The organism is Ensifer sp. GW823-FHT05D09, assembly GCF_058795755.1.
This window is the reverse complement of sequence record NZ_JBXAIA010000004.1, coordinates 282,413-307,685: the sequence shown is the minus strand read 5'-3', so window position 1 is coordinate 307,685 and position 25,273 is coordinate 282,413. Positions and strand designations below refer to the sequence as shown.

25 protein-coding genes are annotated in these 25,273 nt (G+C 62.7%); 15 read left to right on the top strand and 10 right to left on the bottom strand.

What is annotated here, in order from left to right; all coding sequences use genetic code 11:
- Positions 1-2: 2 nt before the first annotated feature.
- Positions 3-515, bottom strand: coding sequence for a hypothetical protein (locus AC1Q80_RS15555; RefSeq protein ID WP_492361002.1), 513 nt, complete (start codon positions 513-515; stop codon positions 3-5).
- Positions 516-1,044: 529 nt separating this feature from the next.
- Here AC1Q80_RS15555 and AC1Q80_RS15550 point away from each other — a divergent pair.
- The 5 genes from AC1Q80_RS15550 (at position 1,045) to AC1Q80_RS15530 (ending at position 5,864) form a co-directional block, all read left to right on the top strand.
- Positions 1,045-2,217 (top strand): ABC transporter substrate-binding protein, encoded by a 1,173-nt coding sequence (locus tag AC1Q80_RS15550; protein WP_492361001.1) that lies wholly within the window; start codon positions 1,045-1,047, stop codon positions 2,215-2,217.
- A 318-nt stretch (positions 2,218-2,535) separates the two neighbouring features.
- On the top strand, positions 2,536-3,402 hold the full coding sequence (locus AC1Q80_RS15545; protein WP_173421848.1) for a branched-chain amino acid ABC transporter permease: 867 nt from the start codon (positions 2,536-2,538) through the stop codon (positions 3,400-3,402).
- 2 nt (positions 3,403-3,404) lie between these two features.
- Complete coding sequence (locus AC1Q80_RS15540; RefSeq protein WP_492361084.1) at positions 3,405-4,403, top strand: branched-chain amino acid ABC transporter permease; 999 nt, start codon at positions 3,405-3,407, stop codon at positions 4,401-4,403.
- Positions 4,403-5,167, top strand: coding sequence for an ABC transporter ATP-binding protein (locus AC1Q80_RS15535; protein ID WP_492361000.1), 765 nt, complete (start codon positions 4,403-4,405; stop codon positions 5,165-5,167). The genes AC1Q80_RS15540 and AC1Q80_RS15535 overlap by 1 nt, the downstream gene beginning before the upstream one ends.
- Positions 5,148-5,864, top strand: coding sequence for an ABC transporter ATP-binding protein (locus AC1Q80_RS15530; protein ID WP_492360999.1), 717 nt, complete (start codon positions 5,148-5,150; stop codon positions 5,862-5,864). Before AC1Q80_RS15535 ends, AC1Q80_RS15530 begins: the two co-directional genes overlap by 20 nt.
- 159 nt (positions 5,865-6,023) lie before the next feature.
- Here AC1Q80_RS15530 and AC1Q80_RS15525 read toward each other — a convergent pair whose 3' ends face one another.
- Positions 6,024-6,710 carry a GntR family transcriptional regulator gene (locus AC1Q80_RS15525; RefSeq protein ID WP_492361083.1) on the bottom strand — a complete coding sequence of 229 codons (687 nt, stop codon included), beginning with the start codon at positions 6,708-6,710 and terminating at the stop codon, positions 6,024-6,026.
- Between the two features lie 205 nt (positions 6,711-6,915).
- On the opposite strand from AC1Q80_RS15525, the gene AC1Q80_RS15520 reads away from it, so the two are divergent.
- The 6 genes from AC1Q80_RS15520 (at position 6,916) to AC1Q80_RS15495 (ending at position 13,916) form a co-directional block, all read left to right on the top strand.
- Positions 6,916-7,959 (top strand): 4-hydroxythreonine-4-phosphate dehydrogenase PdxA, encoded by a 1,044-nt coding sequence (locus AC1Q80_RS15520; RefSeq protein ID WP_173421853.1) that lies wholly within the window; start codon positions 6,916-6,918, stop codon positions 7,957-7,959.
- A gap of 74 nt (positions 7,960-8,033) precedes the next feature.
- The gene (locus AC1Q80_RS15515; protein ID WP_492360998.1) at positions 8,034-9,020 is read left to right on the top strand and encodes a tripartite tricarboxylate transporter substrate binding protein; all 987 of its coding nucleotides are present in this window, start codon (positions 8,034-8,036) and stop codon (positions 9,018-9,020) included.
- Between the two features lie 105 nt (positions 9,021-9,125).
- Positions 9,126-9,626 carry a tripartite tricarboxylate transporter TctB family protein gene (locus tag AC1Q80_RS15510; protein ID WP_492360997.1) on the top strand — a complete coding sequence of 167 codons (501 nt, stop codon included), beginning with the start codon at positions 9,126-9,128 and terminating at the stop codon, positions 9,624-9,626.
- 36 nt (positions 9,627-9,662) lie between these two features.
- A complete protein-coding gene (locus tag AC1Q80_RS15505; RefSeq protein WP_492360996.1) occupies positions 9,663-11,201 on the top strand; it encodes a tripartite tricarboxylate transporter permease in 1,539 nt (512 codons plus the stop codon).
- Positions 11,202-11,244: 43 nt separating this feature from the next.
- Entirely contained in the window at positions 11,245-12,183 is a 939-nt protein-coding gene (locus tag AC1Q80_RS15500; protein WP_492360995.1) for a sugar phosphate isomerase/epimerase family protein, read from the top strand.
- A 14-nt stretch (positions 12,184-12,197) separates the two neighbouring features.
- The gene (locus tag AC1Q80_RS15495; protein ID WP_492360994.1) at positions 12,198-13,916 is read left to right on the top strand and encodes a dihydroxyacetone kinase family protein; all 1,719 of its coding nucleotides are present in this window, start codon (positions 12,198-12,200) and stop codon (positions 13,914-13,916) included.
- Between the two features lie 145 nt (positions 13,917-14,061).
- Here the strand turns inward: AC1Q80_RS15495 and AC1Q80_RS15490 are convergent, their stop codons facing one another.
- From AC1Q80_RS15490 to phnG, 7 genes are read right to left on the bottom strand one after another with little or no spacing between them, the layout of a single operon-like run.
- Complete coding sequence (locus tag AC1Q80_RS15490; RefSeq protein WP_492360993.1) at positions 14,062-14,676, bottom strand: DapH/DapD/GlmU-related protein; 615 nt, start codon at positions 14,674-14,676, stop codon at positions 14,062-14,064.
- Entirely contained in the window at positions 14,673-15,380 is a 708-nt protein-coding gene (gene phnL / locus AC1Q80_RS15485; protein WP_492360992.1) for a phosphonate C-P lyase system protein PhnL, read from the bottom strand. Before phnL ends, AC1Q80_RS15490 begins: the two co-directional genes overlap by 4 nt.
- 3 nt (positions 15,381-15,383) lie before the next feature.
- Positions 15,384-16,160, bottom strand: coding sequence for a phosphonate C-P lyase system protein PhnK (gene phnK, locus AC1Q80_RS15480; protein ID WP_025429075.1), 777 nt, complete (start codon positions 16,158-16,160; stop codon positions 15,384-15,386).
- Positions 16,157-17,035 carry an alpha-D-ribose 1-methylphosphonate 5-phosphate C-P-lyase PhnJ gene (locus AC1Q80_RS15475; RefSeq protein WP_492360991.1) on the bottom strand — a complete coding sequence of 293 codons (879 nt, stop codon included), beginning with the start codon at positions 17,033-17,035 and terminating at the stop codon, positions 16,157-16,159. The genes phnK and AC1Q80_RS15475 overlap by 4 nt, the downstream gene beginning before the upstream one ends.
- Positions 17,032-18,138, bottom strand: coding sequence for a carbon-phosphorus lyase complex subunit (locus AC1Q80_RS15470; RefSeq protein ID WP_492360990.1), 1,107 nt, complete (start codon positions 18,136-18,138; stop codon positions 17,032-17,034). The genes AC1Q80_RS15475 and AC1Q80_RS15470 overlap by 4 nt, the downstream gene beginning before the upstream one ends.
- A 3-nt stretch (positions 18,139-18,141) precedes the next feature.
- On the bottom strand, positions 18,142-18,750 hold the full coding sequence (phnH, locus tag AC1Q80_RS15465) for a phosphonate C-P lyase system protein PhnH (protein WP_492360989.1): 609 nt from the start codon (positions 18,748-18,750) through the stop codon (positions 18,142-18,144).
- Positions 18,750-19,217 carry a phosphonate C-P lyase system protein PhnG gene (gene phnG, locus AC1Q80_RS15460; protein WP_209789608.1) on the bottom strand — a complete coding sequence of 156 codons (468 nt, stop codon included), beginning with the start codon at positions 19,215-19,217 and terminating at the stop codon, positions 18,750-18,752. The genes phnH and phnG overlap by 1 nt, the downstream gene beginning before the upstream one ends.
- 84 nt (positions 19,218-19,301) lie before the next feature.
- Here phnG and phnF point away from each other — a divergent pair, with 84 nt between their 5' ends.
- The 4 genes from phnF to AC1Q80_RS15440 all read left to right on the top strand — a co-directional run bounded on the left by phnF (position 19,302) and on the right by AC1Q80_RS15440 (position 22,939).
- Positions 19,302-20,039 carry a phosphonate metabolism transcriptional regulator PhnF gene (gene phnF, locus AC1Q80_RS15455; protein ID WP_173421865.1) on the top strand — a complete coding sequence of 246 codons (738 nt, stop codon included), beginning with the start codon at positions 19,302-19,304 and terminating at the stop codon, positions 20,037-20,039.
- 104 nt (positions 20,040-20,143) lie between these two features.
- On the top strand, positions 20,144-20,593 hold the full coding sequence (locus AC1Q80_RS15450) for a hypothetical protein (RefSeq protein WP_492360988.1): 450 nt from the start codon (positions 20,144-20,146) through the stop codon (positions 20,591-20,593).
- A 291-nt stretch (positions 20,594-20,884) separates the two neighbouring features.
- Complete coding sequence (locus AC1Q80_RS15445; RefSeq protein ID WP_492360987.1) at positions 20,885-22,279, top strand: selenium-binding family protein; 1,395 nt, start codon at positions 20,885-20,887, stop codon at positions 22,277-22,279.
- Between the two features lie 33 nt (positions 22,280-22,312).
- The gene (locus tag AC1Q80_RS15440; RefSeq protein ID WP_492360986.1) at positions 22,313-22,939 is read left to right on the top strand and encodes a hypothetical protein; all 627 of its coding nucleotides are present in this window, start codon (positions 22,313-22,315) and stop codon (positions 22,937-22,939) included.
- A 27-nt stretch (positions 22,940-22,966) separates the two neighbouring features.
- Here AC1Q80_RS15440 and scpA read toward each other — a convergent pair whose 3' ends face one another.
- Entirely contained in the window at positions 22,967-25,105 is a 2,139-nt protein-coding gene (gene scpA, locus AC1Q80_RS15435; RefSeq protein ID WP_492360985.1) for a methylmalonyl-CoA mutase, read from the bottom strand.
- Between the last annotated feature and the right edge of the window lie 168 nt (positions 25,106-25,273).

Here is a 25,273-nt window from a genome sequence, read left to right as displayed (position 1 = left end):
GCTCATAACTTCGCGAAAGCTACGCCTCTCCAGCCCCAGCCAGCTCGATGAGCGGCGTCAATCAGGGGCGTCTTTATTTCGGTGGTATTGAAGCGATATTCGTAAACCTTGCCATAGGACAAATCTTCCTTGAAGGCGAAAGCCATTTCGAAGCTTTTTTCCCACTTTCGACCGCGAAACGCATCAGCGCTCACCGTAAGCGTGGGCGCGCCGGCGCGCCATTCGACAGACCATTCCTGATCGACAGCGCGAACTTCGCAATTGGCAGCATCGAATTTCATCAGCACCTTGAACACCCTTTGTAGCCCGGCCTTGGCAAACAGCTCATACCAGCGGGCATCAACGATCTTCCATTCGGCGACGAGATCAACGCCTTCCGGCTTGCCGTCACGAATGATGAACGGCGCGGTCTTCCTGTTGATGGCGAGAAGATCGTTGCGAAGCGCTGCCGTCGATTGGCGGTCCACGCCATTCGGCGCAGGTTTGTATCCCATCAGCCAGTCGAACAATTTCACGGCCGGTTCCTCAATCAGAGTACGGTGAACAATCTCTACATTGAGACACATTAACAATCGAGATCATGTCCGATCGGGTTCAGCTGTTTGCCAGGCTGGCTGCGAGAACAGATGATGCAGGGACTTCGACCTCTCGGCCGAGGTGGTACGCGCGGTTGCCGACAAAGCGGTGAGGAAAACAGGATGGGAACAGTCTATCCGGCGACGAATGGCGTGCCGGCGGCGTTCCTGGCCCGCATCGGCTGCAAGTTGTCCCGAAATCGAACGGCTTATCATGTCTGGAATACCTGCGATCGATTTATGCGACAGTTCCGATGCGGGAGATTCCAGGTGCGGCCGCGCAGAAAGCCAGTGCGCGCACCAGAATTCCTCTGGTAAAGAGTAAAAGCATAACTGTTGAATTATGATTTCGACCCCATAATTCATTTTTACATCACCGTTTCGCATGGCAAACTGACAAGCATCAAATTCGGGTTGCTTTGCGATGACGGTGCCGGAACGGGAGTAGACGGTGCCACAGGGAGGAAACATGAAACAGACTATACTGGCTGCGCTTGCGGCCCTGGCAATGAGTGGCGCTGCCTATGCCGATACGATCAAGATCGGTGTCGTCGGACCGTTTTCCGGTCCCTTCGCGCTGCAGGGCAAGAACTTCAAGGCGGGCATCGACGCCTATATGGCGGTGAACGGCAGCAAGGTCGGCGACGATGACATCGAGATCATCTATCGCGACGTGCCGCAGGCCGATCCGGCGCAGTCCAAGGCGCTAGCACAGGAACTGGTGGTGAAGGAAGGCGTGCAGTATCTGGCTGGCTTCTATTTCACACCCGACGCAATGGCGGTGACCCCACTGCTTGAGCAGGCAAACGTGCCGTTGGTGATCATGAACGCGGCGACCTCGGCGATCGTGACCAAGAGCCCGCTGGTGGTGCGCACCTCGTTTACCACCTGGCAAACCTCGACGCCGATCGCCAAGGTGGCGAAGGATGCCGGTGTCTCCAAAGTCATCTCCGTTGTCAGCGACTATGGCCCCGGTGTCGATGCTGAAAATGCCTTCAAGGCAGGCTTCGAAGCGGCCGGCGGCCAGGTTGTCGAGGCGATCCGCATGCCGCTTGCCACCAACGACTTCTCGCCGATCATGCAGCGCATCAAGGATTCCGGCGCCGAGGGCGTTTTTGCCTTCCTGCCGTCGGGGCCCACCACGCTCGGCTTCGTCAAGGCCTATAACGAAAACGGCTTGAAGAGCGGCGGTATCAAGTTCTTCGCACCGGGCGACCTGACGCAGGAGTCCGATCTGCCCGCGCTCGGCGAAGCGGCACTCGGCATCCAGACGACATTCCACTACGCCGTGTCGCACGATAGTCCTGAGAACAAGGCTTTCGTCGAGGCCGCTTCGAAGGCGATCGGCAATCCGGCCGAACTCTCGTTCCCGTCAGTCGGCGCCTATGACGGCATGCATGTCATCTACAAGATGATCGAGGCCACCGGCGGCGAGCAGGACGCGCAGAAGGCGGTCGACGCGGTCAAGGGCCTTGCCTGGACCAGCCCGAGGGGGCCGGTTTCCATTGACGCCGAGTCTCGGCACATCACGCAGAACATCTATCTGCGCGAAGTCGCCAAGGCCGATGACGGCACCTACTACAACAAGGAGGTTCAAACCTTCGAGAAGCAGGGCGACCCCGGCCTCGCAGCGCTGAAGTAGCTGCTTTGGCACTCAGGGCGGCGGTCTTCGCTGCCCTGAGTGCCCGCAAAATTCCGGCGGTTGGCGCCTTGGGCGAACCGGACGGCCCCAGCAATTCCGGGAAAAGTACGAAGCGGTTTTCGGGCGGGAAATGTGTAAAGCTGCGGCCCATCTCCTGAAATGGTGCTACGAGCTTTCCATCCTGGCGCGCCCGACATAGAGCGTTGGATGGCTTCGGACCGTCCGCAAGGCGGGAGCGATTCAGGCGGGCGGTGATTGTCGGGCTCGTCTCGCTGGCCATCCCGCTGAAAGCGATAACGAAAGGCATAGGATAGCTCCATGCAAACAGTTCTCAGCATCGCGATCGATGCCCTTGCCTACGGCATGGTGCTCTTCGTCATCTCCATCGGGCTTTCGGTGACCATGGGGCTGATGCGCGTCGTCAATCTGGCCCATGGCGCCTTTGCCATGATCGGCGGTTATATCGCCTCCTATGCGGCGCGCGATCTGGGCTTGGCCTATGGTTTTGCCATCGTGCTTGCCGTCTTCGGCACGATCCTGATCGCCATTCCGATCGAGCGCCTGCTTTACCGCCGGATCTATGGCGCCCCGGAACTGACCCAGGTGCTGATGACCATCGGCATTACTTTCTGCATCATCGGCATCGCCAATTATGTCTTCGGCCCGACGCTGAAGACAGTCCCGCTGCCGGCGCAACTGCAGGGCTCGGTCGATCTCGGCTTCCGCGCCATCGCCACGCACCGGCTGTTTGCGATCCTTTGCGGTCTCGCCGTGGCGCTCGCCCTCTGGTACGCAATCGAAAGAACCGCCTTCGGCGTGAAGCTACGCGCCTCGGTCGACAATGCGGCGATGGCCGCAGCGCTCGGGGTGCGCACCGAAATCGTCTACGCCGTGAGCTTTGCTGTGGCCGTCGGCCTTGCCGCCTTCGGCGGGGTTGTCGGTGCCGAGCTTCTTCCGGTCGAACCTTATTATGCGCTGCGCTACATGGTGACATTTCTGGTCGTCGTGTCGGTCGGCGGTGCCGGTTCGATCCCCGGCGCGCTCACCGCCTGCCTGCTGCTTGGCGGCATCGATACGACCGGCCGCTATCTGATGCCCGAGTTCGGCGAATTCTTCTTCTATCTGGCCGTCATCGCGATCATCTGCGTCTTCCCGCGCGGACTTGCGGGGAGAGCCAAGGGATGACCATGACCACCACCAACGAGATGATCGGACAGACATCGGCCAAGCGCCGCTTCGCGGGAGGTGACCTGATCGGCCTTGGCGTCATATTGGCGCTCGCCGTCATCGGCTACTTCCTGTTTCCCAACAATCTGGCGCTGCTGACGCGCATCATCGCGATCGCGCTTCTGGTACTCTCACTCGATCTCGTCACCGGCTATTGCGGGGTGGCGACGCTGGGGCACGCCGCACTCTTCGGCGCCGGTGCCTATGCCGCGGGGATCGCGTCGGCGCACTACGGCATCAACGATCCGATCGGCATGCTCGCCTTCGGCATCGCCGCCGGCGCCATTGCCGGCCTGGTCTGTGGCGCCGTGATCCTGCGCGCCCATGGTCTGCCTCAACTTGTGCTGTCCATTGCGCTCATTCACCTCTTCCATGAGTTCGCCAACAAGGCCTCCTCCTGGACCGGTGGTAGCGATGGCCTGTCCGGCATCGCGCCAAGTGCGCTCATCGGTCTCTACGAATTCGACCTCTGGGGGCGCACGGCTTACGTCTTCGGTGTCGTGCTGCTCGTAATTGTCTTCGCCATTTTGCGGCTGATCGTGCGTTCACCGTTCGGCATGCTCTGCCGGGCGATCAAGGAAGACCCGATCCGCATCCGCTCGATGGGCGCATCGCCCAAGGCAGCCTTGATGAAGATGTATGTCATCTCCGGCGCCGTCGCCGGCGTCGGTGGGGCGCTCAATGCGATCTCGACGCAGGTGGTCGGTCTCGACAGCCTGTCCTTCACCATGTCGGCAGAAAGCCTGGTCATGCTGGTGCTCGGTGGGACCGGTTCGCTCTTCGGCGCGCTGACGGGGACCATCGTCTTCATGTTCTTCGAAGATGTGGTTTCCGCCGCAAACCCGTTCCACTGGCTGACCATGGTCGGCGCGCTGTTGATTGCGGTCGTCCTCTTCGCGCCGAAGGGACTTTACGGAACGGCCGCCGCCTTCGTCGCCCGCCGCCGGGAGGCAAAGTGATGCAGCCGATCTTCGAAGTTCGCAATTTGAAGCGCGCCTTTGGTGGGCTTGCCGTCACCAACGACGTCAGTCTCAGCATGGCGCCCGGCGATCGTGTCGCGCTGATCGGCCCCAACGGCGCCGGCAAGACGACGTTCGTCAATCTGGTGACTGGCAATCTGGCGCCCGATTTCGGCGAGGTTCGTCTTGGCGGCGAAGCGGTCACCGGCATCGACGCCATTGGCCGGGTGAGGAGGGGGCTCGTGCGCTCCTTCCAGGTCACTAGGCTCTTTCTCGACATGACGCCGGCCGAGCATGTGGCGCTTGCAGTCTTGCAGCGCGACGGTCGGTCCGGCCGCCTGTTCGGCAACTTCCTCGCCATGCCCGATGTGATGGATGAGGTCGGCCAGTTGCTCGGCAAGCTCGGGCTTCGCGATCTGATGCACCGCAAGGTCAGCGAGATCGCCTATGGCCAGCAGCGCCTGCTGGAGATCGCCGTGGCGCTCGCTTTGAGGCCGAAGGTTCTTCTGCTCGACGAGCCGGCGGCCGGCGTGCCGCAAAGCGACACCGGACGCATCGAGCAGGCGCTTGCCGACCTGCCGGCCGATCTCGCCGTGTTGATGATCGAGCATGACATGGATCTGGTCTTCCGTTTTGCCAAGCGTGTCGTCGTGCTTGCCGCCGGCGCCATCATCTTCGACGGTTCGCCGTCCGACGTCACCCAGGATCCGCGGGTGCGAGAAGCCTATTTGGGGAGCTACGCCAATGCCAGCCACGCCGCTTGAGGTGGAAAACCTGTCGGCCGGTTATGGTCCGACGCGGGTGCTCGAAGGCATCTCGTTCTCGGTTCCAGCGGGTGCGCGTCTTGCTGTACTCGGCCGCAATGGCATGGGCAAGACGACGCTGCTTGCAACATTGGCCGGCCAGACGAAGCGTTATGACGGTCGCATTAGCTTAGGCGATACGGATGTGACAGCGCTGCCAAGCGCTACACGTGCGCGTAAGGGCCTGGGCTTCGTGCCGCAGGCGCGCTGCGTGTTTCCGACGCTGACGGTCGAGGAAAACCTCTTCGTCGGCCTCAAGGATCGGCCGAAGGCCGCTCTGCAGGAGGCTTACGACATGTTTCCACGGCTTCACGAACGGCGGCGGAATCTCGGCAGCCAGCTTTCCGGCGGCGAGCAGCAGATGCTGTCGACGGCGCGCTCGATCCTTGGCCGTCCTTCCGTCCTGTTGCTGGATGAGCCGCTGGAGGGTCTGGCGCCGGTCATCTGCGAAGAGCTGATGAAGGCCTTTGCGGAACTCGCCAGGACCGGCGACATGACGATCGTGCTGGTCGAGCAGCGCATCCAGAGTGCGCTCGACTTTGCTGATCAGGTCATCGTGCTGGAGCGCGGACGTGTTGCCTGGGCAGGCACGCCCGAGGCGCTTTCAGGCGACCATGATGCCGTCGAGCGATTGCTCGGCGTCGGCGGGCTTCACTGAGCCAGCGGCGCCGATCTCTCGTCAGGATCGGACCTGCGCCAAAATGGCGGGCGGGACGGGGCGTTATGAAGGCGCCGATCGCAACGGCGAAGCCACATCGGGCATTAACGCGAGGCGGTGCTCAGGTCTGGATAGATCGGCAATAGTGCGTTGTTGCCGCTAGACCGACGCCCGCACGCGCTCCCAGGCGTTCATCAGGTGCCGCCCCAACACTTCGGAAAGCTTGACCTTGTCGCGTGCCTCGAGCGCGACGATCATTTCGTCGTGCTCGGCGACGGCAGCTGCCCATTTCTCCGGGCCTTCGTGACCGATGAAGCGAATGCGCTTCAGTCGGGTCTGCAGGACGCCATGCATGTCGGCAAGCGCTGCATTTTCGGCGAGCTGGACGATCGCCGAATGAATCTGCTGGTTGAGCTTGTAGTATTGCAGCCGGTCGCCGATCTTGTAGCGGCGGACCATCTCGTCATGCAGCGCACGCACTTCGGCAATGCCGGCGTCGCTTGCCGCGTCGCAGGCGAGCCTGCCCGCAAGCTCCTCCAGCGTCTGCAGCACGGTCAACATGTCGTGCACGTCCTTGGCGCTGAAGCGCTTCACGACGGCGCCGCGACTGGGCACGAGTTCGACCAGGCCTTCGCTCGCCAGATACTTGATGGCTTCGCGCAAGGGCGTGCGCGAGACGCCGAGCTGCTCGCCGAGCTGGCCTTCATGCAGGCGCGTGCCGGGTGACAGGTCACCTTCAATGATCATGTCGCGCAGGTGGCTGACCAGCGTGTCATGCAGAGCGGTGCGTCTGATCGGGCCGGGGCCGCCGTCGGCGCGTCTCTCCAATGGTCTGATTTCGTTCATCATTTCGCTTCTGCGTTTGGCGGCCGCGTGTCGGCCGTCCGTTCCCCGTGCGTGCCGATTGAATCAGCACTGTCTGATTGAAGCATGGAGGCAGGGCAGGTCGTCGTCAACAGAAAATGCTGCATACAGAATACAAAAGACTTGATGCAGAATTTTGAATAACGTATGACAGCCGACGAAAAGCATGAAGTGGAGGACATCTCACATGACGACCAATGGTGCTGCCGCGAACGGCGCGCGTCCTGTCATCGCGCTTGCCATGGGCGATCCCGCCGGCATCAGCCCCGAGCTGACTGCACGGCTGCTGGCTCTTCCCGAGATCAAGGAAGCCGCACACATCATCACGATCGGCGATCGCCGCATTCTGGATGAAGGCGCCAAGGCTGCCGGCCTGACGCTCGATCTCGAACCCTCGACGCTGGAGGATCTCGACAAGGCCGGAACGGCACGCCATGTGTTCGTCGACCTCGGCCATCTCGATCCGGCTGATGTCGATCGCGGCGAAGCAACGCTCGCCGGCGGCACGTTTGCCACGCGCAACTTCCGCACGGCGCTTGAGCTGGCGCATGCCGGCAAGGCGGAGGCCGTCTGCTTCACGCCCTTCAACAAGAAGGCGATGCGTTTCGCCTATCCGGGCTATGACGACGAAATCCGCTTCGTCGCCGACGTGCTTGGTTTCACCGGCAAGGTTCGCGAATTCAACGTTCTGGAGAAGGTCTGGAATGCGCGCGTCACCTCGCATATCCCGCTGAAGGAAGTGGCCGACAACCTTTCGATCGAAGGCATCATCGCCGAGCTCGAACTCACTCGCGCCTGCCTCAAGGAAGCGGGTCACGAAGACGCCAAGATCGCAGTTGCCGGTCTCAATCCGCATGCCGGCGATGGCGGCAGCTTCGGCATGGAAGAGATCGACATTATCGAGCCGGCGGTCGCGAAGGCCAAGGCGCTCGGCTTCAATGTCGATGGTCCGTTCCCGGCCGACACCGTCTTCGGTCGTGCGCTCAAGGAGGGCTACAACGCCGTCCTCACCATGTACCACGACCAGGGCCAGATCGCGATGAAGCTCATGGGCTTTGACAAGGGTGTGACGATGATGGGCGGCCTGCCGTTCGCGCTCTGCACCCCGGCGCACGGCACCGCCTACGATATCGCCGGCAAGGGCATCGCCGATGTCGGTGCCAGCCGCGAGGCGCTTCTGCTCGCAGTTCGCATGGCGAAGAAAAAGGCTGCCCTCAAGGCTGCCGCCTGAATTCGCACGCTTTCAAGCACTACCGGCGCAGGAGGAGGTCTTGCGCCGTATCTCACCCAATGGGAGGACTAGATATGAAGAAATCCGTTTCACTCGCATGCATCATGGCAGCCGCATTCGGCGTTGCTGCTCCGGCCTCGGCTTTCGAGCCCGACCGTCCGGTTGAATTCGTCGTTACGGCCGGCCCGGGCGGCGGCACGGACATCTTCGCCCGCACGATCCAGGCGATCATCGGCAAGTACGAACTGATGAAGGCGCCTGTTGTCGTCACCAACAAGGGCAGCGCCGGCGGCGCCGAAGGTTTTGTCTACACGGCAACCAACAAGGGCGACGCCTACAAGCTCGCATTCGGCACCAACAATGCCTACCTGCTGCCGGTCCGCGCCAAGGTACCCTACAAGGCCGATGACCTGACGCCGGTTGCAGCGCTCGCCTCCGACGAGTTCATTCTCTGGGTCAATGGCAAGGCATCGTACGCAACGGCTGCCGACTTTGCCGCCAAGGCAAAGGAAGGCGGACTGAAGATCGGCGGAAGCCAGTCGAAGGACGTCGACCAGATCCTGACCTCGATGATCAACGAGGCGACCGGCGCGACCATCAACTACATCCCGTTCAAGAGCGGTGGCGAAGCGGCTGTACAGCTCGCCGGCGAACACCTTGACGCCAACGTCAACAATCCGAGCGAAAACCTCGGTCAGTGGCAGGCCGGCATGGTCAAGCCGCTCTGCGTCTTCAAGAGCGTCAAGCTGACGAACGATGCCAAGGTTGCCGGAGACAAGGGCTGGAGCGACATCCCGACCTGCAAGGACTCCGGCATTGCCATCGACAACTACTCCATGCCGCGCACCGTCTGGCTGCCGGCCGGCGTTGAACCCGATGCGGTCAAGTTCTACGCGGACCTGATGCGCAAGGTTTCCGAAACGCCAGAGTGGGCGAAGTATCTGGCCGATACCTCGCAGTCTCCTTCCTACATCGCTGGCGACGACTTCAAGGCCGCCATCGAGATGGACGGCGCCGCAGTCGGCGAAGTTCTGAAGCGCGAAGGCTGGCTCGCCAACTAAAACTGGCGATATATCGGGACGGGCGCTTCTGTAGCGCCGCGCGTCAAGTCTGACGCCTACAGGATGCTTCAGAGCGCCCGTCAACCGGTTTGAAAGGTCACGATCATGAGTGAGAACAGTGCGAATGGGCTCTCCCGCTTCGCGGTGGAGCTTGGCGTAGCCGCGTTGACTGGCATCTTTGGCGCCGCCGTCTGCTATGGCGCCTTCGATATCGGCGCCGGGTGGAGCGATTTTGGCCCCGAGGCCGGCTATTTTCCCTTCTACATCGGTGCTCTGATCATCCTGGGAAGCGTCGCGAATGCGATCGGTGCCTTCGTGAAACATCGCGGCACAGGCGACATCTTCATCGACGGTTCCCGTGCCCGCGTCGTCGCCTCGTTCTTCTTGCCACTTATCGCCTTTGCCGGCGTTTCCGCCTGGCTCGGGCTCTATGTCGGCACGGCCCTCTACATCGCCGGCGCGATGCTTTTCCAGGGGCGCTACAAGTGGTGGATCGCGCTGCCGTCAGGCGTTGCCGTTTCGCTCTTCTTCTTCATCGTATTCGAGATCGGCTTCAAGGTTCCGCTTTTGAAGGGACCGGTCGAGGCCTGGTTCGGGATCTACTGATCCCGACCTCTTAAAAGTTTCCCCGGGAGGAATGACATGGAAAATATCGGTCTTCTGATCGATGGCTTCGGCCACATCCTCAGCTGGAATCACATCCTGCTGATGATGGTCGGCGTCACGCTCGGCATCCTCGTCGGCGTTCTGCCTGGCCTCGGTGCGCCCAACGGCGTATCGCTGCTGTTGCCGCTAACCTTCTCCATGGATCCGATCTCCGCGATCATCCTGCTCTCCTGCATGTATTGGGGGGCGCTGTTCGGCGGTTCGACGACATCCATCCTGTTTAACATCCCGGGCGAGCCGTCCTCGGTGGCGACCACCTTCGACGGCTATCCGATGGCCAAGGCAGGCCAGGCGAGCCGTGCCTTGACGCTGGCTTTCGTGTCGGCCGGCATTGGTGCGCTCGCCGGCGTCGTCATGATCACGCTCCTGTCGGGCTGGGTCGCCAACTTCGCGCTGCGCTTCTCGTCGCCGGAATATTTCGCGGTCTACTTCCTCGCCTTTGCCAGCTTCATCTCGATGGGCGCGCAATCGCCGTTCAAGACCCTCGTGTCGATGATGATGGGCTTTGCACTTGCCTCCGTCGGCATGGACACGATCTCAGGCGACCTGCGCCTGACTTTCGACATCCCGACACTGATCAAGGGCGTCAGCTTCCTGATCGCCGTCATGGGCCTGTTCGGCATCGGCGAACTCCTGCTGACGACGGAAGAAGGCTTGCGCTTCGAAGGCATCAAGGCGCGCGTCAAGCTCGCCGAAATTGGCCGCACGCTGGTGGAAATCCCGCGCTACTGGCTGACAATCGCCCGCTCGACCATCATCGGCATCTGGATGGGCATCACGCCAGCCGGCCCGACTGCGGCCTCCTTCATGAGCTACGGCGTCGCCCGTCGCTCGGCGCGCGACAAGTCGAAGTTCGGCAAGGGTGATCCGCGCGGTATCGTGGCACCCGAGACCGCCGACCACTCGGCCGGTACCTCCGCACTGCTGCCGATGCTGGCGCTCGGCGTTCCCGGTTCTGCCACCGCCGCTGTCATGATGGGCGGCCTGATGATCTGGGGCCTGACGCCCGGCCCGATGCTCTTTACCGACCGGCCGGACTTCGTCTGGGGCCTGATTGCCTCGATGTATCTCGGCAATGTCGTCGCCGTCATCTTGGTGCTCGCCACCGTTCCGCTTTACGCCTCGATCCTGCGCGTGCCGTTCTCGATCATCGGCCCGATCATCGTGGCCGTCATCTTCTCCGGCGCCTATCAAGTGGCCAATTCCGTCTCCGATATCTTCATGGTCATCGGCTTCGGGGTGCTCGGCTACGTCTTCAAGAAGCTCGATTACCCGCTGGCGCCGCTGGTTCTCGCCATGGTGCTCGGCGACAAGGCGGAAGACGCCTTCCGCCAGTCGATGCTTCTGTCGAGCGGTTCGCTCAACATCTTCTGGTCGAACGCGCTGGTTTCGTCTCTGATGGCGCTTGGCCTGGCAATGCTGCTGTCGCCTGTCGTCTTCGGACTGATCGGCCTAGTTCGCAAGCGCAAGCGTGGCGATGAGACATCGCAGGGCGACGGTAGCGCGGCGGCTTGACGGGCCGCCGCACCAAACTTTGAAGACTTCGGGGGGAAACGCCATGGCGAATGCGCCACGCAGATGGAACCGTGACACCTGGCCGATCGCGGCCGCAATGATCCAGTATCCGAACATCCTTGCGGATGGTCGCTCGGTTCAGGATCAGTCGGTCGAGGAATGGGCACTGACGCTCGACGACGTCGTCGATGCCGGCTTTACCGAGCTCGACCCGACCGACAGCTGGATCCGGCTTGCGGATCTGTCACCGGCTCGGCTCGAGAGCTTCGTCAAGCTGACGCGCGATCTCGGCCTGACCATGCCGGGGATCTCCACCGCACGTCGCAGCGTCATCGATCCCGTTCATGGCGATGAATACCTCGCCTACGGCCACCGGGTGATCGATACGGCGGCGGCAATCGGGGCAGGCTCCGTTTCCTTCGGCTTCTTCGGTCCCTTGACCGACGCGCAGAAGAAGGCGCTGTGGTTCTGGACCGTCGATGGCGTCAAGAATCCGGATGATGCCGCCATCTGGCAGAAGGGTGTGACGCGCATTCGCGAGCTTGGCCGCCATGCGGAAGAGCTCGGCATCGAGCTGGCGCTCGAAATGTACGAAGACACCTATATCGGCTCGGCCGACAGCGCCGTGCGCTTCGTCACCGACGTTGGCCTTGCGAATGTCGGCATCAACGCCGATCTCGGCAACTTGATCCGCCTGCATCGTCCGGTCGAGCACTGGCAGGAGATGATGGCCAAGGTTGCGCCGTTCGCCAAATACTGGCACGTCAAGAATTACAACCGCACCGAGGACGAGACGTCGGGGCTGATCGTCACCCATCCGGCCCCGCTGGAGTTCGGCGTGATCAACTACCGGACCGCCATTCGCTTGGCGCTTTCGCACGGGTTCCAGAGCCCGATCCTCTGTGAGCATTACGGTGGCGATGGCCTCTCCGTCAGCGCGACCAACCGGGATTACCTGAGGCGCATTCTGCCTCGCGACTAAGGGAATAAGTAGCGATGACCACGATCTTTGACGCACCGGAAGATTTCGCCGTAACCGCGCTCGCCGGCTTCAGCTCCATCTATGCCCGCAATGTCCGCCTAGTGAAGGGCGGCGTCGTGCGCTCGACCAAGGTGCCGAAGGGCAAGGTCGCGGTTGTCATCGGTGGCGGCTCGGGCCACTATCCGGCCTTTGCCGGCTATGTCGGCCCGGGCCTGGCGGATGCGGCCGTTGCCGGCGACGTCTTTGCCTCGCCATCGACCGCTGCCGTCGCGCGCGTCTGCCGCCATGCCGACCAGGGCGGCGGCGTGCTGCTCGGCTTCGGCAACTATGCCGGCGACGTGCTCAATTTCGGCGTTGCCGCCGAGCGGCTTCGCGCTGAAGGCATCGATGTGCGGATCGTTCCGGTGACCGACGACGTTGCCAGTGCTGCTGTTGATATCGCTGCCAAGCGTCGCGGCATTGCCGGCGATCTCGTCGTGTTCAAGATCGCGGGCGCTGCCGCCGAAGCCGGCCTGTCGCTCGACGAGGTCGAGCGCATCAGCCGCCTCGCCAACGACCGCACGGTTTCGTTCGGCGTCGCCTTCGGTGGCTGCACTCTGCCGGGCGCGAACCATCCGCTCTTCACCGTGCCGAAGGGCGAAATGGCGCTTGGCCTTGGCATTCACGGTGAGCCGGGTATCAGCGAAGAAAAGATCGTATCGGCGACCGAGCTTGCCAAGCTGCTCGTCGGCAAGCTGCTGGCCGAACGCCCGGCCGGAACCAAGAAGGTCGCACCGGTGCTGAACGGCCTGGGCTCGACCAAGTACGAAGAGCTTTTCGTTCTGTGGGTGGCCGTCGAGAAGGAATTGAAGTCCGCGGGCCTTGAAATCGTCGATCCCGAATGCGGCGAGTTTGTCACCAGCTTGGACATGCAGGGCTGCTCGCTGTCGCTGCTCTGGCTCGATGAAGAGCTCGAAACCTACTGGCGCGCGCCCTGCGATGCGCCGGTGCTGCGCAAGGGCGCGATCATCAGGGCCGAACCGGCGACCGACGTGATTTCCGACGAGGATGGCCCGGCGACCTTCGCGCCTGCCTCGCAGGCGTCGAAGGAAAGCGGCAAATGCATCGCCCGGCTGATCGCCAAGGTTGCCGACGCCCTGAAGGAGGCTGAAGACGAACTTGGCCGGATCGATGCCTTTGCCGGTGATGGCGACCACGGCCAGGGCATGCGCCGCGGCTCGGCTGCGGCTCAGGATGCCGCTGATGTTGCAGCAGCCGCAGGCGCTGGCGCTGCCAGCGTGCTGGCCGCTGCAGGCGATGCCTGGGCCGATCGCGCTGGCGGCACATCAGGTGCGATCTGGGGCCTGCTTCTTCGCTCCTGGAGCAACGCGTTTTCCGACGACGACAAGCCGTCGGATGCGGCTGTTGTCGAAGGCGCGCGCCTGGCGCTCGATGGCGTCACCCGTCTTGGACGCGCCCGCGTCGGCGACAAGACGCTGGTTGATGCGCTCGTCCCGTTCGTCGATACGCTGGAGCGGGAATTCGCGATCCATAAGTCTTTGAACGAGGCTTGGGAGGCAGCGGCTAAGGCGGCCACGGATGCGGCCGATTCGACGTCCAGCCTGACGCCGAAACTCGGCCGTGCACGGCCTCTCGCAGAAAAGAGCATCGGCCATCCGGATGCAGGCGCCGTTTCGCTGGCGCTAACCGCCCGCGTGGCCTCTGCCTTTCTGAAGGAAGCCGTCGACGCCTAAGTATTACCAAGTCTTTGGACTTGGTATGAGCCGTCCGGTCCATTCCTCGCAAAAAGGGCGCGGGTCCTCCTAACCGCGCCCTTTTTGTTGTCTTGTGTCCCGTGATCCGCCGCAATCTGCAGGACCGTTTGCGACGGCCTCTTTCTCAGGCGTAGCGAACGAGAAATTCCTCGGCCGTCAGATCTCGGAAATCGTCGAGCGCCTTGCGCAGGCGCAGGTGGTCCCAATCCCACCAGGCGAGGCTGTCCATGCGCTCACCGATGCCGGCATTGAAGCGGTCGCGGATAAGCTTTGCCGGTACGCCACCGACGATGGTGTAGGGGGCGACGTCCTTGGAGACGACCGCGCCGGCGCCGATCACCGCACCATTGCCGACATTGACGCCGGGCAGAAGTGTTGCACCGTGTCCGATCCAGACATCATGGCCGATGGTCACCCGGTTTGACCGGCGCCAGGCGAAGAGATCGTGGTCGACGTCGGTATCGTCCCAATAGTTCGGTGCGCGGTAGGTGAAGTGGTGCAACGTCGCGCGCCAGGTCGGATGGTTGGTGGCGTTGATGCGGACGGCGGCGGCGATATTGACGAACTTGCCGACCGTCGCGCACCAGATCGAGCCGTCCTGCATGATGTAGGAATAGTCGCCGAACTCGACCTCTTCCAGACGCGAGCGCTCCTGGATTTCGGTGTAGCGGCCGAGCGTCGAGTTGTTGACGCTGGCCGTCGGGTGGATGAAGGGCTCGAGCCCGAGTTTCTGGCTCATGCGGCAGCCTTTCGCGGCGAGAAGGCCGACACGTCGAGAATGCGGTCGGCAACGGCGTCGCGCACTTCCTCGTCGTGGAAGATGCCGATCAGGGCCGTGCCCTTGGCCTTCTTCTCGGCGATCATCTCGACGACCACCGCGCGGTTCTTTGCGTCGAGCGAGGCCGTCGGCTCATCGAGCAGCAGGATCTTGTGGTCGGTGATGAAGCCGCGGGCGATGTTGACACGCTGCTGCTCGCCGCCGGAGAAGGTCGCCGGCGGTAACGACCACAGCGCCGTCGGCAGGTTGAGCTTCGACAGAAGCTCGGCGGCGCGGGCGCGGGCGTCTTCGATGGCAACACCGCGCGCCTGCAGCGGCTCGGCGACGATGTCGAGCGCCGCCACCCGCGGCACGACCCGCAGGAACTGGCTGACATAGCCGAGCGTTGCGCGCCGCACCTCCAGCACGGTGCGCGGCTCGGCGGTAGCCAGGTTCACCAGCTTGCCGTCGTGCTCCATCAGGATCTGGCCTTCGTCGACGCCGTAATTGCCGTAGAGCATTTTCAGGATCGAGCTCTTGCCGACGCCGGAGGGGCCGCCGAGCACGACGCACTCACCAGCTTTTACCGAGAAGGTGACGTTGGCGACGACGGGCAAGCGGATACCGTCGCGCAGGTGCATGGTGAAGCTCTTTGCGACTTCGGAAACTACAAGGGGCGTAGCCATTGTTTACACCTGCAAAATGGAGGAGACGAGGAGCTGGGTATAAGGCTCGCGCGGATCGTCGAGCACGCGGTCGGTCAGGCCCTGCTCGATGACGGCGCCGTCCTTCATCACCATCATGCGATGCGACAGAAGCCGGGCGACGGCGAGATCGTGGGTGACGATGATGGCGGCAAGGCCAAGATCGTGCACGAGACCGCGCACGAGATCGAGCAGGCGCGCCTGGACCGAAACGTCGAGGCCGCCGGTCGGCTCGTCCATGAAGACGAGGCGAGGGGAGGTGACGAGATTGCGGGCAATTTGCAGGCGTTGGCGCATGCCGCCGGAGAAGGCGCGGGGCTGGTCGTCGATGCGGTCGATGCCGATCTCGACCCGTTCCAGCCAGTCGCTGGCGGCGGCGCGGATATTTCCATAGTGCCGGTCGCCGACCGCCATCAGCCGCTCGCCGACATTGGCGCCGGCCGAGACAGTCATCCTCAGGCCATCGGCCGGATTCTGGTGGACGAAGCCCCAGTCGGTGCGCATCAGGAAGCGACGCTCGGCCTCGCCCATGCGGGCGAGATCGCGGTACTGGCCGTCACGCATATGATATTCGACGATGCCCGATGTCGGCATCAGCCGGGTCGATAGGCAGGACAGAAGCGTCGTCTTGCCGGAGCCGGATTCGCCGACGATCGCCAGCACTTCTCCTGGAAAAAGGTCAAAGGAGACGTTCCGACAACCGATGCGGCTGCCGTAGAATTTCGAGACGTCGTTGACTTTGAGAAGCGGTACGGCACTCATTCTGCGGCTTCCTTTCGGGCAAGCATGTGTCCGGCATGGCCGCAGTCGCGGCGGTCTTCACAATGGTCGGTGTCGGAGCAGACGAACATGCGCCCGCCCTTGTCGTCGAGCACCACTTCGTCGAGGTAGACATTCTCGGCGCCGCAGAGCGCGCAGGGCTTGTCGAACTTCTGAACTTCGAAAGGGTGATCCTCGAAGTCGAGGCTGACGACTTCGGTGTAGGGCGGAACCGCATAGATGCGCTTTTCGCGACCGGCGCCGAAAAGCTGTAGCGCCTCCGACATATGCATCTTCGGATTGTCGAATTTCGGCGTCGGCGAGGGATCCATCACGTAACGCCCCTCGACCTTGACCGGATAGGCATAGGTGGTGGCGATATGACCGTTGCGGGCGATATCTTCGTAGAGCTTCACATGCATCAAGCCGTATTCCTCGAGCGCATGCATCTTGCGGGTCTCGGTCTCGCGCGGCTCGAGGAAGCGCAAGGGTTCGGGGATCGGCACCTGGTAGACCAGCGTCTGGCCCTCACGCAGGCCTTCCTCCGGAATGCGGTGGCGTGTCTGGATGATGGTGGCTTCCTTGGTCCTGGTCGTCACCGCGACATCGGCGACCTTCTGGAAGAAGGCGCGGATCGACACGGCATTGGTGGTGTCGTCGGCGCCCTGGTCGATGACCTTCAGCACGTCCTTCGGACCGAGGATCGAGGCCGTGACCTGCACGCCGCCGGTGCCCCAGCCATAGGGCATCGGCATTTCGCGCGAGGCGAAGGGGACCTGATAGCCGGGGATTGCGATCGCCTTCAGGATGGCGCGGCGGATCATCCGCTTGGTCTGCTCGTCCAGATAGGCGAAGTTGTAGGTGGCGAGGTCGGTCATTCGGCGGCCTCCTTCATGCCGTCCTGGCTGCCGGCGCGGGCAGCGTCATAGTCGCGGCGCATGCGCCGGACGAGGTCGAGTTCCGCCTGGAAGTCGACGTAATGCGGCAGCTTCAGGTGCTCGACGAAACCCGTCGCCTGGACGTTGTCCGCATGCGAAATGACGAATTCCTGATCTTGTGCCGGCGCGACAATGTCTTCGCTGAACTCGTCGGTGCGCAGTGCGCGATCGACCAGCGACATCGACATTGCCTTGCGCTCGCCCTGGCCGAAGACGAGGCCGTAGCCGCGGGTGAACTGCGGCGGCTGCTTGGCCGAGCCCATGAACTGATTGACCATCTGGCACTCCGTCACGCGGACAACGCCGAGCGAGACGGCAAAACCGAGCTCGGGCAGATCCAGTTCGACTTCCACCTCGCCGATGCGTACTTCCCCAACGAAGGGATGGGTGCGGCCGTAGCCGCGCTGGGTCGAATAGGCGAGCGCCAGCAGGAAGCCCTCGTCGCCGCGCGCAAGAGCCTGCAGGCGCAGGTCGCGGGCCATCGGAAACTCCATCGGCTCGCGCGTGAGGTCGCCCATGACATGGCCTTCCGGCATGCGGCCGTCGCCCTCGATCAGGCCCTCGCCGTCGAGAATGTCGGAGACGCGCATCACATGTTCGCCCGGCTCCTTGACGGCAGGTTCCTCGACAGTGGCGTCATCGATCAACGAGGGGTCGAGCAGGCGGTGGGTATAGTCGAAGGTCGGACCCAGCAATTGCCCGCCTGGCAGATCCTTGTAGGTGGCCGACACGCGGCGCTCGACTTTCATGGTTGCGGTATCGACCGGCTCGGAATAGCCGAAGCGCGGCAATGTCGTGCGGTAGGCGCGCAGGATGAAGATCGCCTCGATCATATCGCCGCGTGCCTGGCGCACGGCAAGCGCCGCGAGTTCCCGGTCGTATAGCGAGGCCTCGGCCATGACGCGGTCGACGGCAAGGCCAAGCTGTTCGACGACCTGCTGGATGGTGATCGACGGCAGCGTGCGGTCGCCGCGGCGGCGATCGGCAAGGAGGCGGTGGGCGTTGGCAATGGCGGCTTCGCCACCCTTTACTGCAACATACATGGGCTATGCCTCCTGTCGGACAAGGCGGGTGGTGCGCGGCAGGCAGAGAACGCTGTCGCCTGATGTCAGCACGAGGTCGATGCCGCGCGGGAAGATGGCGCGGTTGGCACTCCAAAAATCGAGGAAGACTTCAGGCAGGCCACGCACGGCGATGGTGACATCGTCCTTGATGCCGGGTCCGCGAGCGGTGAGGGGTTCTCCACCGGAGAGCGCTTCGATCTCGATCACGAGCGTCGTCGAGCGATCCGGATATTCCTGGGTGCCGAGCGAAAACTGGTCGAAGCCGGGCACCGGTGCGCCCTTCTCGATGAAGGCAAAGCGGGCATCCGTCTTGCTGTCGGTCACAGTCGCGCCGGTGTGGAACGCGATCCATTGCGGAACTGCAGACTTGGCAAGGGCCGGCGTCAGCCAGACGGGCGTGTCGTGATCGCAGAGCGTCAGGGCGACGGCGCCGGCAGCGGCACCCATTGGTGTCGGCGGAACGCTCGACGCTTCCAGGCGCATGATCTGTCCCGGACGGGCAAAGCCATCCATCAGGCTCTTGAAGACGGACTGGGCGGAAAAGACCGGATCGGCGAAGGCGCCGGCGAAGATTTGCGATTGGCTGGCCATCAGTCGTCTCCGCGAACCATGGTGAAAAAGTCGACGCGCGTGGCAGCGGTTTCCTCAGCCGTGCGGCGGTCCTCCGCGTCAATGCGCGAAGCGATCTGCCGGTGAAGTGCCTCGACGGCTGCCCGGTTGGCATCGCGCTGGAAAAGGGCATCGAAGATTGCGGCAAGGCGGGCCCGCTGCTTGTCTGTACCGAGCAGTTGCCCATGGCCGATCTCGCCGGTCGATAGCCGGACCGTGGCGCGGGAGACGGTCGCTTCGCCGAGATTGAAGGCATCGCCGCCGCCGCCGATGCGGCCGCGCACCATGACGAGGCCGGTCTCCGGCCCGCGAACGGGCGAAACATCTGGCTTGTCGGCAAGTGCCTCCCAGGCTGCGTTGAGTTCTTCAAAAGACGCGCGGGCGAGCAGCCGCATGCCTTCCTTGCGTGCCATGTCCGGCGGACTTTCCTGTTTCAGCTTCGCATCCATCACTTTCACCTCAAATGTCTATTGATCTAGACAAGTGTACATCTTATACCTTTCCTTAGCGGCGGGAAATGACAGGCTTGTGACATGGCAATTCGAAAAGTGGTTGAACGGCAGACAGGTGTCGCGCTCTGGCGCCAGATCGCCGACCGGATCCGGCTGGCGATCAGCAACGGCGATTATGATGCCGCCGGCATGGTGCCGCCCGAAACGGTTCTCGCCGGCGAGTTCGGTGTCAACCGGCATACGGTCAGGAGCGCGCTGGCGGCTCTTGCCGAGGAGGGGCTGGTGCGGGCCGTGCAGGGGCGCGGCACGATGATCGAACGCAAGGAGCGCGTGAGCTATCCGATCTCCCGCCGCACCCGCTTCTCGCAAGGGCTCGGACGGCAGGTGAAGGAGATCGGCACCCGGTTGCTCGGGCATGCAGAACTGAGAGCTTCTGGCGAGATCGCCACGTCGCTGGGCATAGCACCCGGCGACCCGGTGATCGAGCTGCGCACCGTCAGCAGCGGTGACGGCAGGCCGCTCTCGGTGTCCGCAAGCTATTATCCGGCCGCGCGTTTTCCGCGCATGGCGGAGGCGTTCGAGCAATTGCATTCCGTGACCAAGGCCTTTGCCGCCCACGGCCTTGACGACTACGTGCGCGTATCGACCGAAATTGTCGCGCGGCACGCCGACGGCGACGAGCTTTCCAAACTGAAACTGTCGGCCGGTGCGATCGTGCTGGAGACGCACTCGATCAACGCGGATCTCGACGGCAAGCCGGTCGAATATTCCCGCAGCTGTTTCGCTGCGGACAGGATGAAGCTGAAGATCGAGACGTGATCATTCGGGTTGTTGATTTATCTTGCCGCCCTCCTGGGTTGCGATTATTCTTCGAATCGACCAAAAAGAGAATGTTCCGGGCAGTTTTCTGAAGAGGCGCTTCGTTGATCGGACGTGTCGGCGCAATGGCGCTATTGGGTGCTTTCTTGCTGGCGGCCTTGCCCTCCCGGGCGGAGGACGGTCGCCTTCCGGGACTGTGGCGTGCAGCCGGTTCTACTCTCATCCGCTGCCACGGTTGCCTCAGCGTCGTCAGACACGGCACTGTCCTGACTGTTGTGAGCGAAGCCGGCTGGTCGGCCGTCGTGACCGCTGACAACTATGGCTCCAGCTCCTATGCCAGCGGCACCGGATGGTGGCGTACCGACATCGATGCCGGGCGCGATGCGCCGTTCGCGGTGCATCTCGCCCTTAAAGGTAGCCAGTTGTCCGTCGTGTTCACGTCAGGGAGCGACCGCGATCCGGCATCATATGTGAAGGTCAGCTACGACCGGCGGCCCCGCGGCGATGACGAGGGGCTGGGCGAAGTTCGCAAGATCAACATCAGTGACGAATGATAACGGCATGCCCGCGTGGAGCGTTAGAGGCGGGCGAAGGGCTTCTCGGCCGTAGTTCCCTCAACGGCAAACAGACAGCCAGAGCTAAAGCGGTGGCTGTTCGAGAACTAAGATTGAGCCGCACGCACGGCGGCAGGCCCAAGGCGATGACCAATTGAACTCCTAGCTGGAAGGTGCATGCTCCCGTTGAGGAAGTAAGACAAGACGCCGCATTTCCGACGCGTTTTTGCCGCATCACCAAGCCTTGCATCAGGATCCGCGCATTGGGAATTCTCTAAGGGGAGAATGGAAATGGCGACGTGGCGACCCGATCCTTCCTTTTATCCATCACCCCGCATGGCGGCCAAGGCTCCGAAGGAAACCTTAGCCTATGTCGCAGCGTTCGATCCGGAGCGAGCAAGGCCGGATGCGATCGCCGTGGTCGATGTCGATCCGATGTCGCCGCGCTATTCGCAGATCGTCGGGCAGGTCGACATGCCGAATGTCGGCGATGAGCTGCACCATTTCGGTTGGAATGCCTGCTCTTCCTGCCTTTGTCCTAACGCGCCACACCCGCATGTCGAGCGTCGCTATCTGATCGTACCCGGTTTGAGATCCTCGCGGCTCCATATCATCGACACCAAGCCGGATCCCCGTAATCCGAAGATTGTCCGGGTAATAGAGCCCGAGGAAATTGCCGAAAGGGCGAACTACTCGCGGCTGCACACCACGCATTGCGGTCCCGAGGGCATCTACGTCAACGCGCTTGCGGACCGTAACGGCAACGCGCCCGGCGGCATCTTCCTTCTGGATCACCAGAGTTTCGACGTGCTCGGTCAATGGGAAATGGACCGTGGGCCGCAAAAGCTTGCCTATGATTTCTGGTGGCATCTCGGCCATGACACCATGGTCACCAGCGAATGGGGCACTCCGGATACCTTCGAAAACGGGCTGGTTCCCGAGGTTCTGCTCGGTTCGAAATACGGTCGCAGGCTGCATTTCTGGGATCTGCACAAGCGCAAGCACCTGCAGGAGATCGATTTCGGGGAGGAGCACCAGCTCGTCTTCGAGCTGCGGCCAGCCCACGATCCGACCAAGGCCTACGGCTTCGTTGGCTGCGTCATCAGCCTCAAGGACCTCTCCGCATCGATCTGGACCTGGTATCGCGATGGCGACCGATGGGCGGTAAAGAAGGTGATCGAGATTCCGGCGGAGCCCGCCGATCCGAATCTGCTGCCACCCGTGCTCAAGGGCTTCAGCGCGGTTGCGCCGCTCGTTACGGACATCGACCTGTCGATGGACGATCGCTTTCTCTACGTCTCCTGCTGGGGCACGGGTGACATGATCCAGTATGACGTTTCCGATCCCTTCAACCCGAAGGAGACGGGGAGGGTGCGGATCGGTGGCATTGTTTCGCGCGCGACCCATCCGAAGGCCAAAAACGGAGCGTTGAACGGCGGTCCGCAAATGGTCGAGATCAGCCGGGACGGCAAGCGGGTCTACTTCACCAACTCGCTCTACGGGGCAATCGATCCGCAGTTCTATCCCGAGGGCATCGACGGCTGGATGGTCAAGCTGGATGTCGCTGACGGTGGCGGGATAAGGTTCGACGAAAAGTTTTTCGTCGACTGGCCGAAAGGTCATCGCCCGCATCAGGTTCGCCTCGAAGGCGGCGACTGCTCGTCCGATTCCTACTGTTATCCTTAAGGAGGGTGCGGCCGTGCAGCCCTACCTGGGCGAATGACGACCCTCTGGCCCTGGCTTTCCCTCGCAGGCTTGGGTGCATTTCATGGCCTCAATCCGGCCATGGGCTGGCTCTTTGCCGTGGCGCTTGGGCTTCACCGCCAGAGCCGACGGACCATATGGCTGTCTCTCGTTCCGATCGCGATCGGCCATGCCATTTCCATCGCGACTGTCCTTGCCGTCTTCGTCGCATTCGGCACGGCGCTGGACCCGAACAGCTTCCGGGTTGCCGCGGCCATGCTCATTCTCGCTGTCGCCGGCTACAGCGCACTTTACGGCCACCGCCACCGCGTCCGGGTCGGAATGCAAACCGGTATGGCCGGCCTAACGCTCTGGTCGTTCCTGATGGCGACGAGCCACGGGGCTGGTCTGATGCTGGTGCCGGCGGTCCTCAGCCTCTGCCTTGCGGACCGTGGCAGCGAGCTCGCGATCACCAGTTCGCTGCCGCTCTCTCTCGCCGCCCTGGCGGTTCATAGCGGGGTCATGCTCGCGGTCATTGCCGCGGTGGCGTTCGCCGTCTTCGAATGGCTTGGTCTTGCCGCCCTGCGCTCGGCCTGGATCAACTTCGATCGCTTGTGGACACTGGCGCTCGGCGCGACCGGTGTCGCGCTTCTCGTTCAATGAGCGGCTGAACGCCGGCGCGCCCACGCCTCAGATGTTACGACGCTTGCCCTCGATCAGGTCGAGCACGGCGCGGGCGGCATCAAGCACATTGGTACCGGGGCCGAACACGGCTGAAACGCCGTTATCCATCAGATACTCGTAATCCTGCCGGGGAATGACGCCGCCGCAGATGACAATGACATCTTCGCCGCCGCGCTTTTTCAGCGCTTCGGCAAGCTGCGGCATCAGCGTCTTGTGACCGGCGGCAAGCGACGACACGCCGATAACGTTGACCTTGCTGGTGAGCGCCATGTCGGCCGCCTCTTCGGGGGTTTGGAACAGGGGGCCGGCCAGAACATCGAAGCCGATATCGCCGAAGGCAGACGCGATCACCTTGGCGCCGCGATCGTGGCCATCCTGGCCGAGCTTCGCCACCATGATCTTCGGCTTGCGGCCGAGCTTGCCCGAGACCTCGCCGAGCCGTTCGGTAAGAATTGCGAGTTCCGGTTCACCCTCATAGGCCTTGCCATAGATCTTGCTGACGACCTTGGGTGTTGCCGCATGGTCGCCGAAGGCGGCACGCATCGCGTCGGATATCTCGCCGACGGTCGCCCGGGCGCGAGCCGCTTCCACCGCTGACGCCAGCAGGTTGCCGTCGCCGCTGCGCGCAAATTCGGTAATTGTAGCCAGTGCCTTTGCCACATCCGCCGAGTTGCGGCGGCGCTTGGTCTCCTCGATCCTGCGGATCTGGGCCGCGCGAACCGCAGTGTTGTCGATCTCCAGGATGTCGATCGGCTCTTCGTTGTCGAGACGGTATTTGTTGACGCCGACGATCACTTCCTCGCCCTTGTCGACGGCTGCCTGGCGCCGTGTGGCAGCCTCTTCGATCAGCCGCTTCGGTAATCCGGCATTGACCGCCTCGGTCATGCCGCCCATCGCCTCGATCTCCTCGATCAGCGCCCAGGCTTTTTCGGCCAGTTCGTTGGTGAGGCTCTCGACATAATAGGAGCCGGCGAGCGGATCGACGACCTTGGTGACGCCGGTCTCGTGCTGCAGGATCAGCTGGGTGTTGCGGGCGATACGGGCCGAAAACTCCGTCGGCAAGGCGATCGCCTCGTCGAAGGAGTTGGTGTGCAGCGACTGGGTGCCGCCAAGGGCCGCCGACATCGCCTCGAAGGCGGTGCGGATGATGTTGTTATAGGGGTCCTGCTCCTGCAGCGAGACGCCCGATGTCTGGCAATGGGTGCGCAGCATCAGCGACGATGGCTTCTTCGGCTCGAACTCGGTCATGATCCGCGTCCACAACAGCCGTGCCGCGCGAAGCTTGGCGGCCTCCATGAAGAAGTTCATGCCGATCGCGAAGAAGAAGGAGAGGCGGCCGGCGAACTCGTCGACGTTCAAGCCCTTGGCAAGGGCGGCGCGCACATATTCGCGCCCGTCTGCGAGCGTGAAGGCAAGCTCCTGCACCAGCGTCGCGCCGGCCTCCTGCATGTGATAGCCGGAGATCGAGATCGAGTTGAACTTCGGCATTTCCTTGGCCGTATACTCGATGATGTCGGCGACCAGGCGCATCGAGGGTTCAGGCGGGTAGATGTAGGTGTTGCGGACCATGAACTCCTTGAGGATGTCGTTCTGGATGGTGCCGGACAGCTTGTCGCGCGAAACGCCCTGCTCCTCACCGGCGACGATGAAGGAGGCGAGGATCGGGATGACTGCGCCGTTCATGGTCATCGACACCGACATTTCCTCGAGCGGTATGCCGTCGAACAGGATCTTCATGTCCTCGACACTGTCGATCGCCACACCGGCCTTGCCGACGTCGCCCTCGACGCGCGGGTGATCGCTGTCATAGCCGCGATGGGTGGCAAGGTCGAAGGCGACCGAAAGGCCCTTCTGACCGGCGGCGAGGTTCTTGCGATAGAAAGCGTTGGAGGCTTCCGCCGTCGAGAAACCGGCATATTGCCGGATCGTCCAGGGACGGCCGGCATACATGGTCGCGCGGGGGCCGCGCAGGAACGGCGCGAAACCGGGCAAGGAGCCGACATGGTCGATGCCATCAAGGTCATCGGCTGTGTAGAGCGGCTTGACGGCGATGCCCTCCGGCGTCTGCCAGGTGAGGCTTTCGGGCGACGCCTTGAGCTCGCGCTCGGCGAGGTTTTCCCAGTCCTTGATGGTCTTCTCGGTCATCGACGTGCTCCGCACTCTGCTTGTCTCAGCCAGCCCCTCATCCCCCTGCCGGGACCTTCTCCCCGTGGGACGGGGCGAAGGAGGATACTGGCACTCTCGGCGCTCAACGTCCCTCTCCCCGCGTGCGGGGAGAGGGGTAGGGTGAGGGGCGAAGCCTGGATGGCTTGC

What these genes read in the sequence shown, in the direction of transcription:
- AC1Q80_RS15505 (WP_492360996.1), top strand. Translation starts at nt 9,663, where the DNA reads ATGGAAAATATCGGTCTTCTGATCGATGGCTTCGGCCACATCCTCAGC.
- AC1Q80_RS15515 (WP_492360998.1), top strand. Translation starts at nt 8,034, where the DNA reads ATGAAGAAATCCGTTTCACTCGCATGCATCATGGCAGCCGCATTCGGC.
- phnG (WP_209789608.1), bottom strand. Translation starts at nt 19,217, where the DNA reads ATGGATGCGAAGCTGAAACAGGAAAGTCCGCCGGACATGGCACGCAAG.
- AC1Q80_RS15550 (WP_492361001.1), top strand. Translation starts at nt 1,045, where the DNA reads ATGAAACAGACTATACTGGCTGCGCTTGCGGCCCTGGCAATGAGTGGC.
- phnF (WP_173421865.1), top strand. Translation starts at nt 19,302, where the DNA reads ATGGCAATTCGAAAAGTGGTTGAACGGCAGACAGGTGTCGCGCTCTGG.
- AC1Q80_RS15495 (WP_492360994.1), top strand. Translation starts at nt 12,198, where the DNA reads ATGACCACGATCTTTGACGCACCGGAAGATTTCGCCGTAACCGCGCTC.
- AC1Q80_RS15535 (WP_492361000.1), top strand. Translation starts at nt 4,403, where the DNA reads ATGCAGCCGATCTTCGAAGTTCGCAATTTGAAGCGCGCCTTTGGTGGG.
- AC1Q80_RS15540 (WP_492361084.1), top strand. Translation starts at nt 3,405, where the DNA reads ATGACCACCACCAACGAGATGATCGGACAGACATCGGCCAAGCGCCGC.
- phnK (WP_025429075.1), bottom strand. Translation starts at nt 16,160, where the DNA reads ATGAGTGCCGTACCGCTTCTCAAAGTCAACGACGTCTCGAAATTCTAC.
- AC1Q80_RS15510 (WP_492360997.1), top strand. Translation starts at nt 9,126, where the DNA reads ATGAGTGAGAACAGTGCGAATGGGCTCTCCCGCTTCGCGGTGGAGCTT.
- scpA (WP_492360985.1), bottom strand. Translation starts at nt 25,105, where the DNA reads ATGACCGAGAAGACCATCAAGGACTGGGAAAACCTCGCCGAGCGCGAG.
- AC1Q80_RS15440 (WP_492360986.1), top strand. Translation starts at nt 22,313, where the DNA reads ATGACGACCCTCTGGCCCTGGCTTTCCCTCGCAGGCTTGGGTGCATTT.
- AC1Q80_RS15475 (WP_492360991.1), bottom strand. Translation starts at nt 17,035, where the DNA reads ATGACCGACCTCGCCACCTACAACTTCGCCTATCTGGACGAGCAGACC.
- phnH (WP_492360989.1), bottom strand. Translation starts at nt 18,750, where the DNA reads ATGGCCAGCCAATCGCAAATCTTCGCCGGCGCCTTCGCCGATCCGGTC.
- AC1Q80_RS15470 (WP_492360990.1), bottom strand. Translation starts at nt 18,138, where the DNA reads ATGTATGTTGCAGTAAAGGGTGGCGAAGCCGCCATTGCCAACGCCCAC.
- AC1Q80_RS15500 (WP_492360995.1), top strand. Translation starts at nt 11,245, where the DNA reads ATGGCGAATGCGCCACGCAGATGGAACCGTGACACCTGGCCGATCGCG.
- phnL (WP_492360992.1), bottom strand. Translation starts at nt 15,380, where the DNA reads ATGGCTACGCCCCTTGTAGTTTCCGAAGTCGCAAAGAGCTTCACCATG.
- AC1Q80_RS15445 (WP_492360987.1), top strand. Translation starts at nt 20,885, where the DNA reads ATGGCGACGTGGCGACCCGATCCTTCCTTTTATCCATCACCCCGCATG.
- AC1Q80_RS15525 (WP_492361083.1), bottom strand. Translation starts at nt 6,710, where the DNA reads ATGAACGAAATCAGACCATTGGAGAGACGCGCCGACGGCGGCCCCGGC.
- AC1Q80_RS15490 (WP_492360993.1), bottom strand. Translation starts at nt 14,676, where the DNA reads ATGAGCCAGAAACTCGGGCTCGAGCCCTTCATCCACCCGACGGCCAGC.
- AC1Q80_RS15530 (WP_492360999.1), top strand. Translation starts at nt 5,148, where the DNA reads ATGCCAGCCACGCCGCTTGAGGTGGAAAACCTGTCGGCCGGTTATGGT.
- AC1Q80_RS15520 (WP_173421853.1), top strand. Translation starts at nt 6,916, where the DNA reads ATGACGACCAATGGTGCTGCCGCGAACGGCGCGCGTCCTGTCATCGCG.
- AC1Q80_RS15545 (WP_173421848.1), top strand. Translation starts at nt 2,536, where the DNA reads ATGCAAACAGTTCTCAGCATCGCGATCGATGCCCTTGCCTACGGCATG.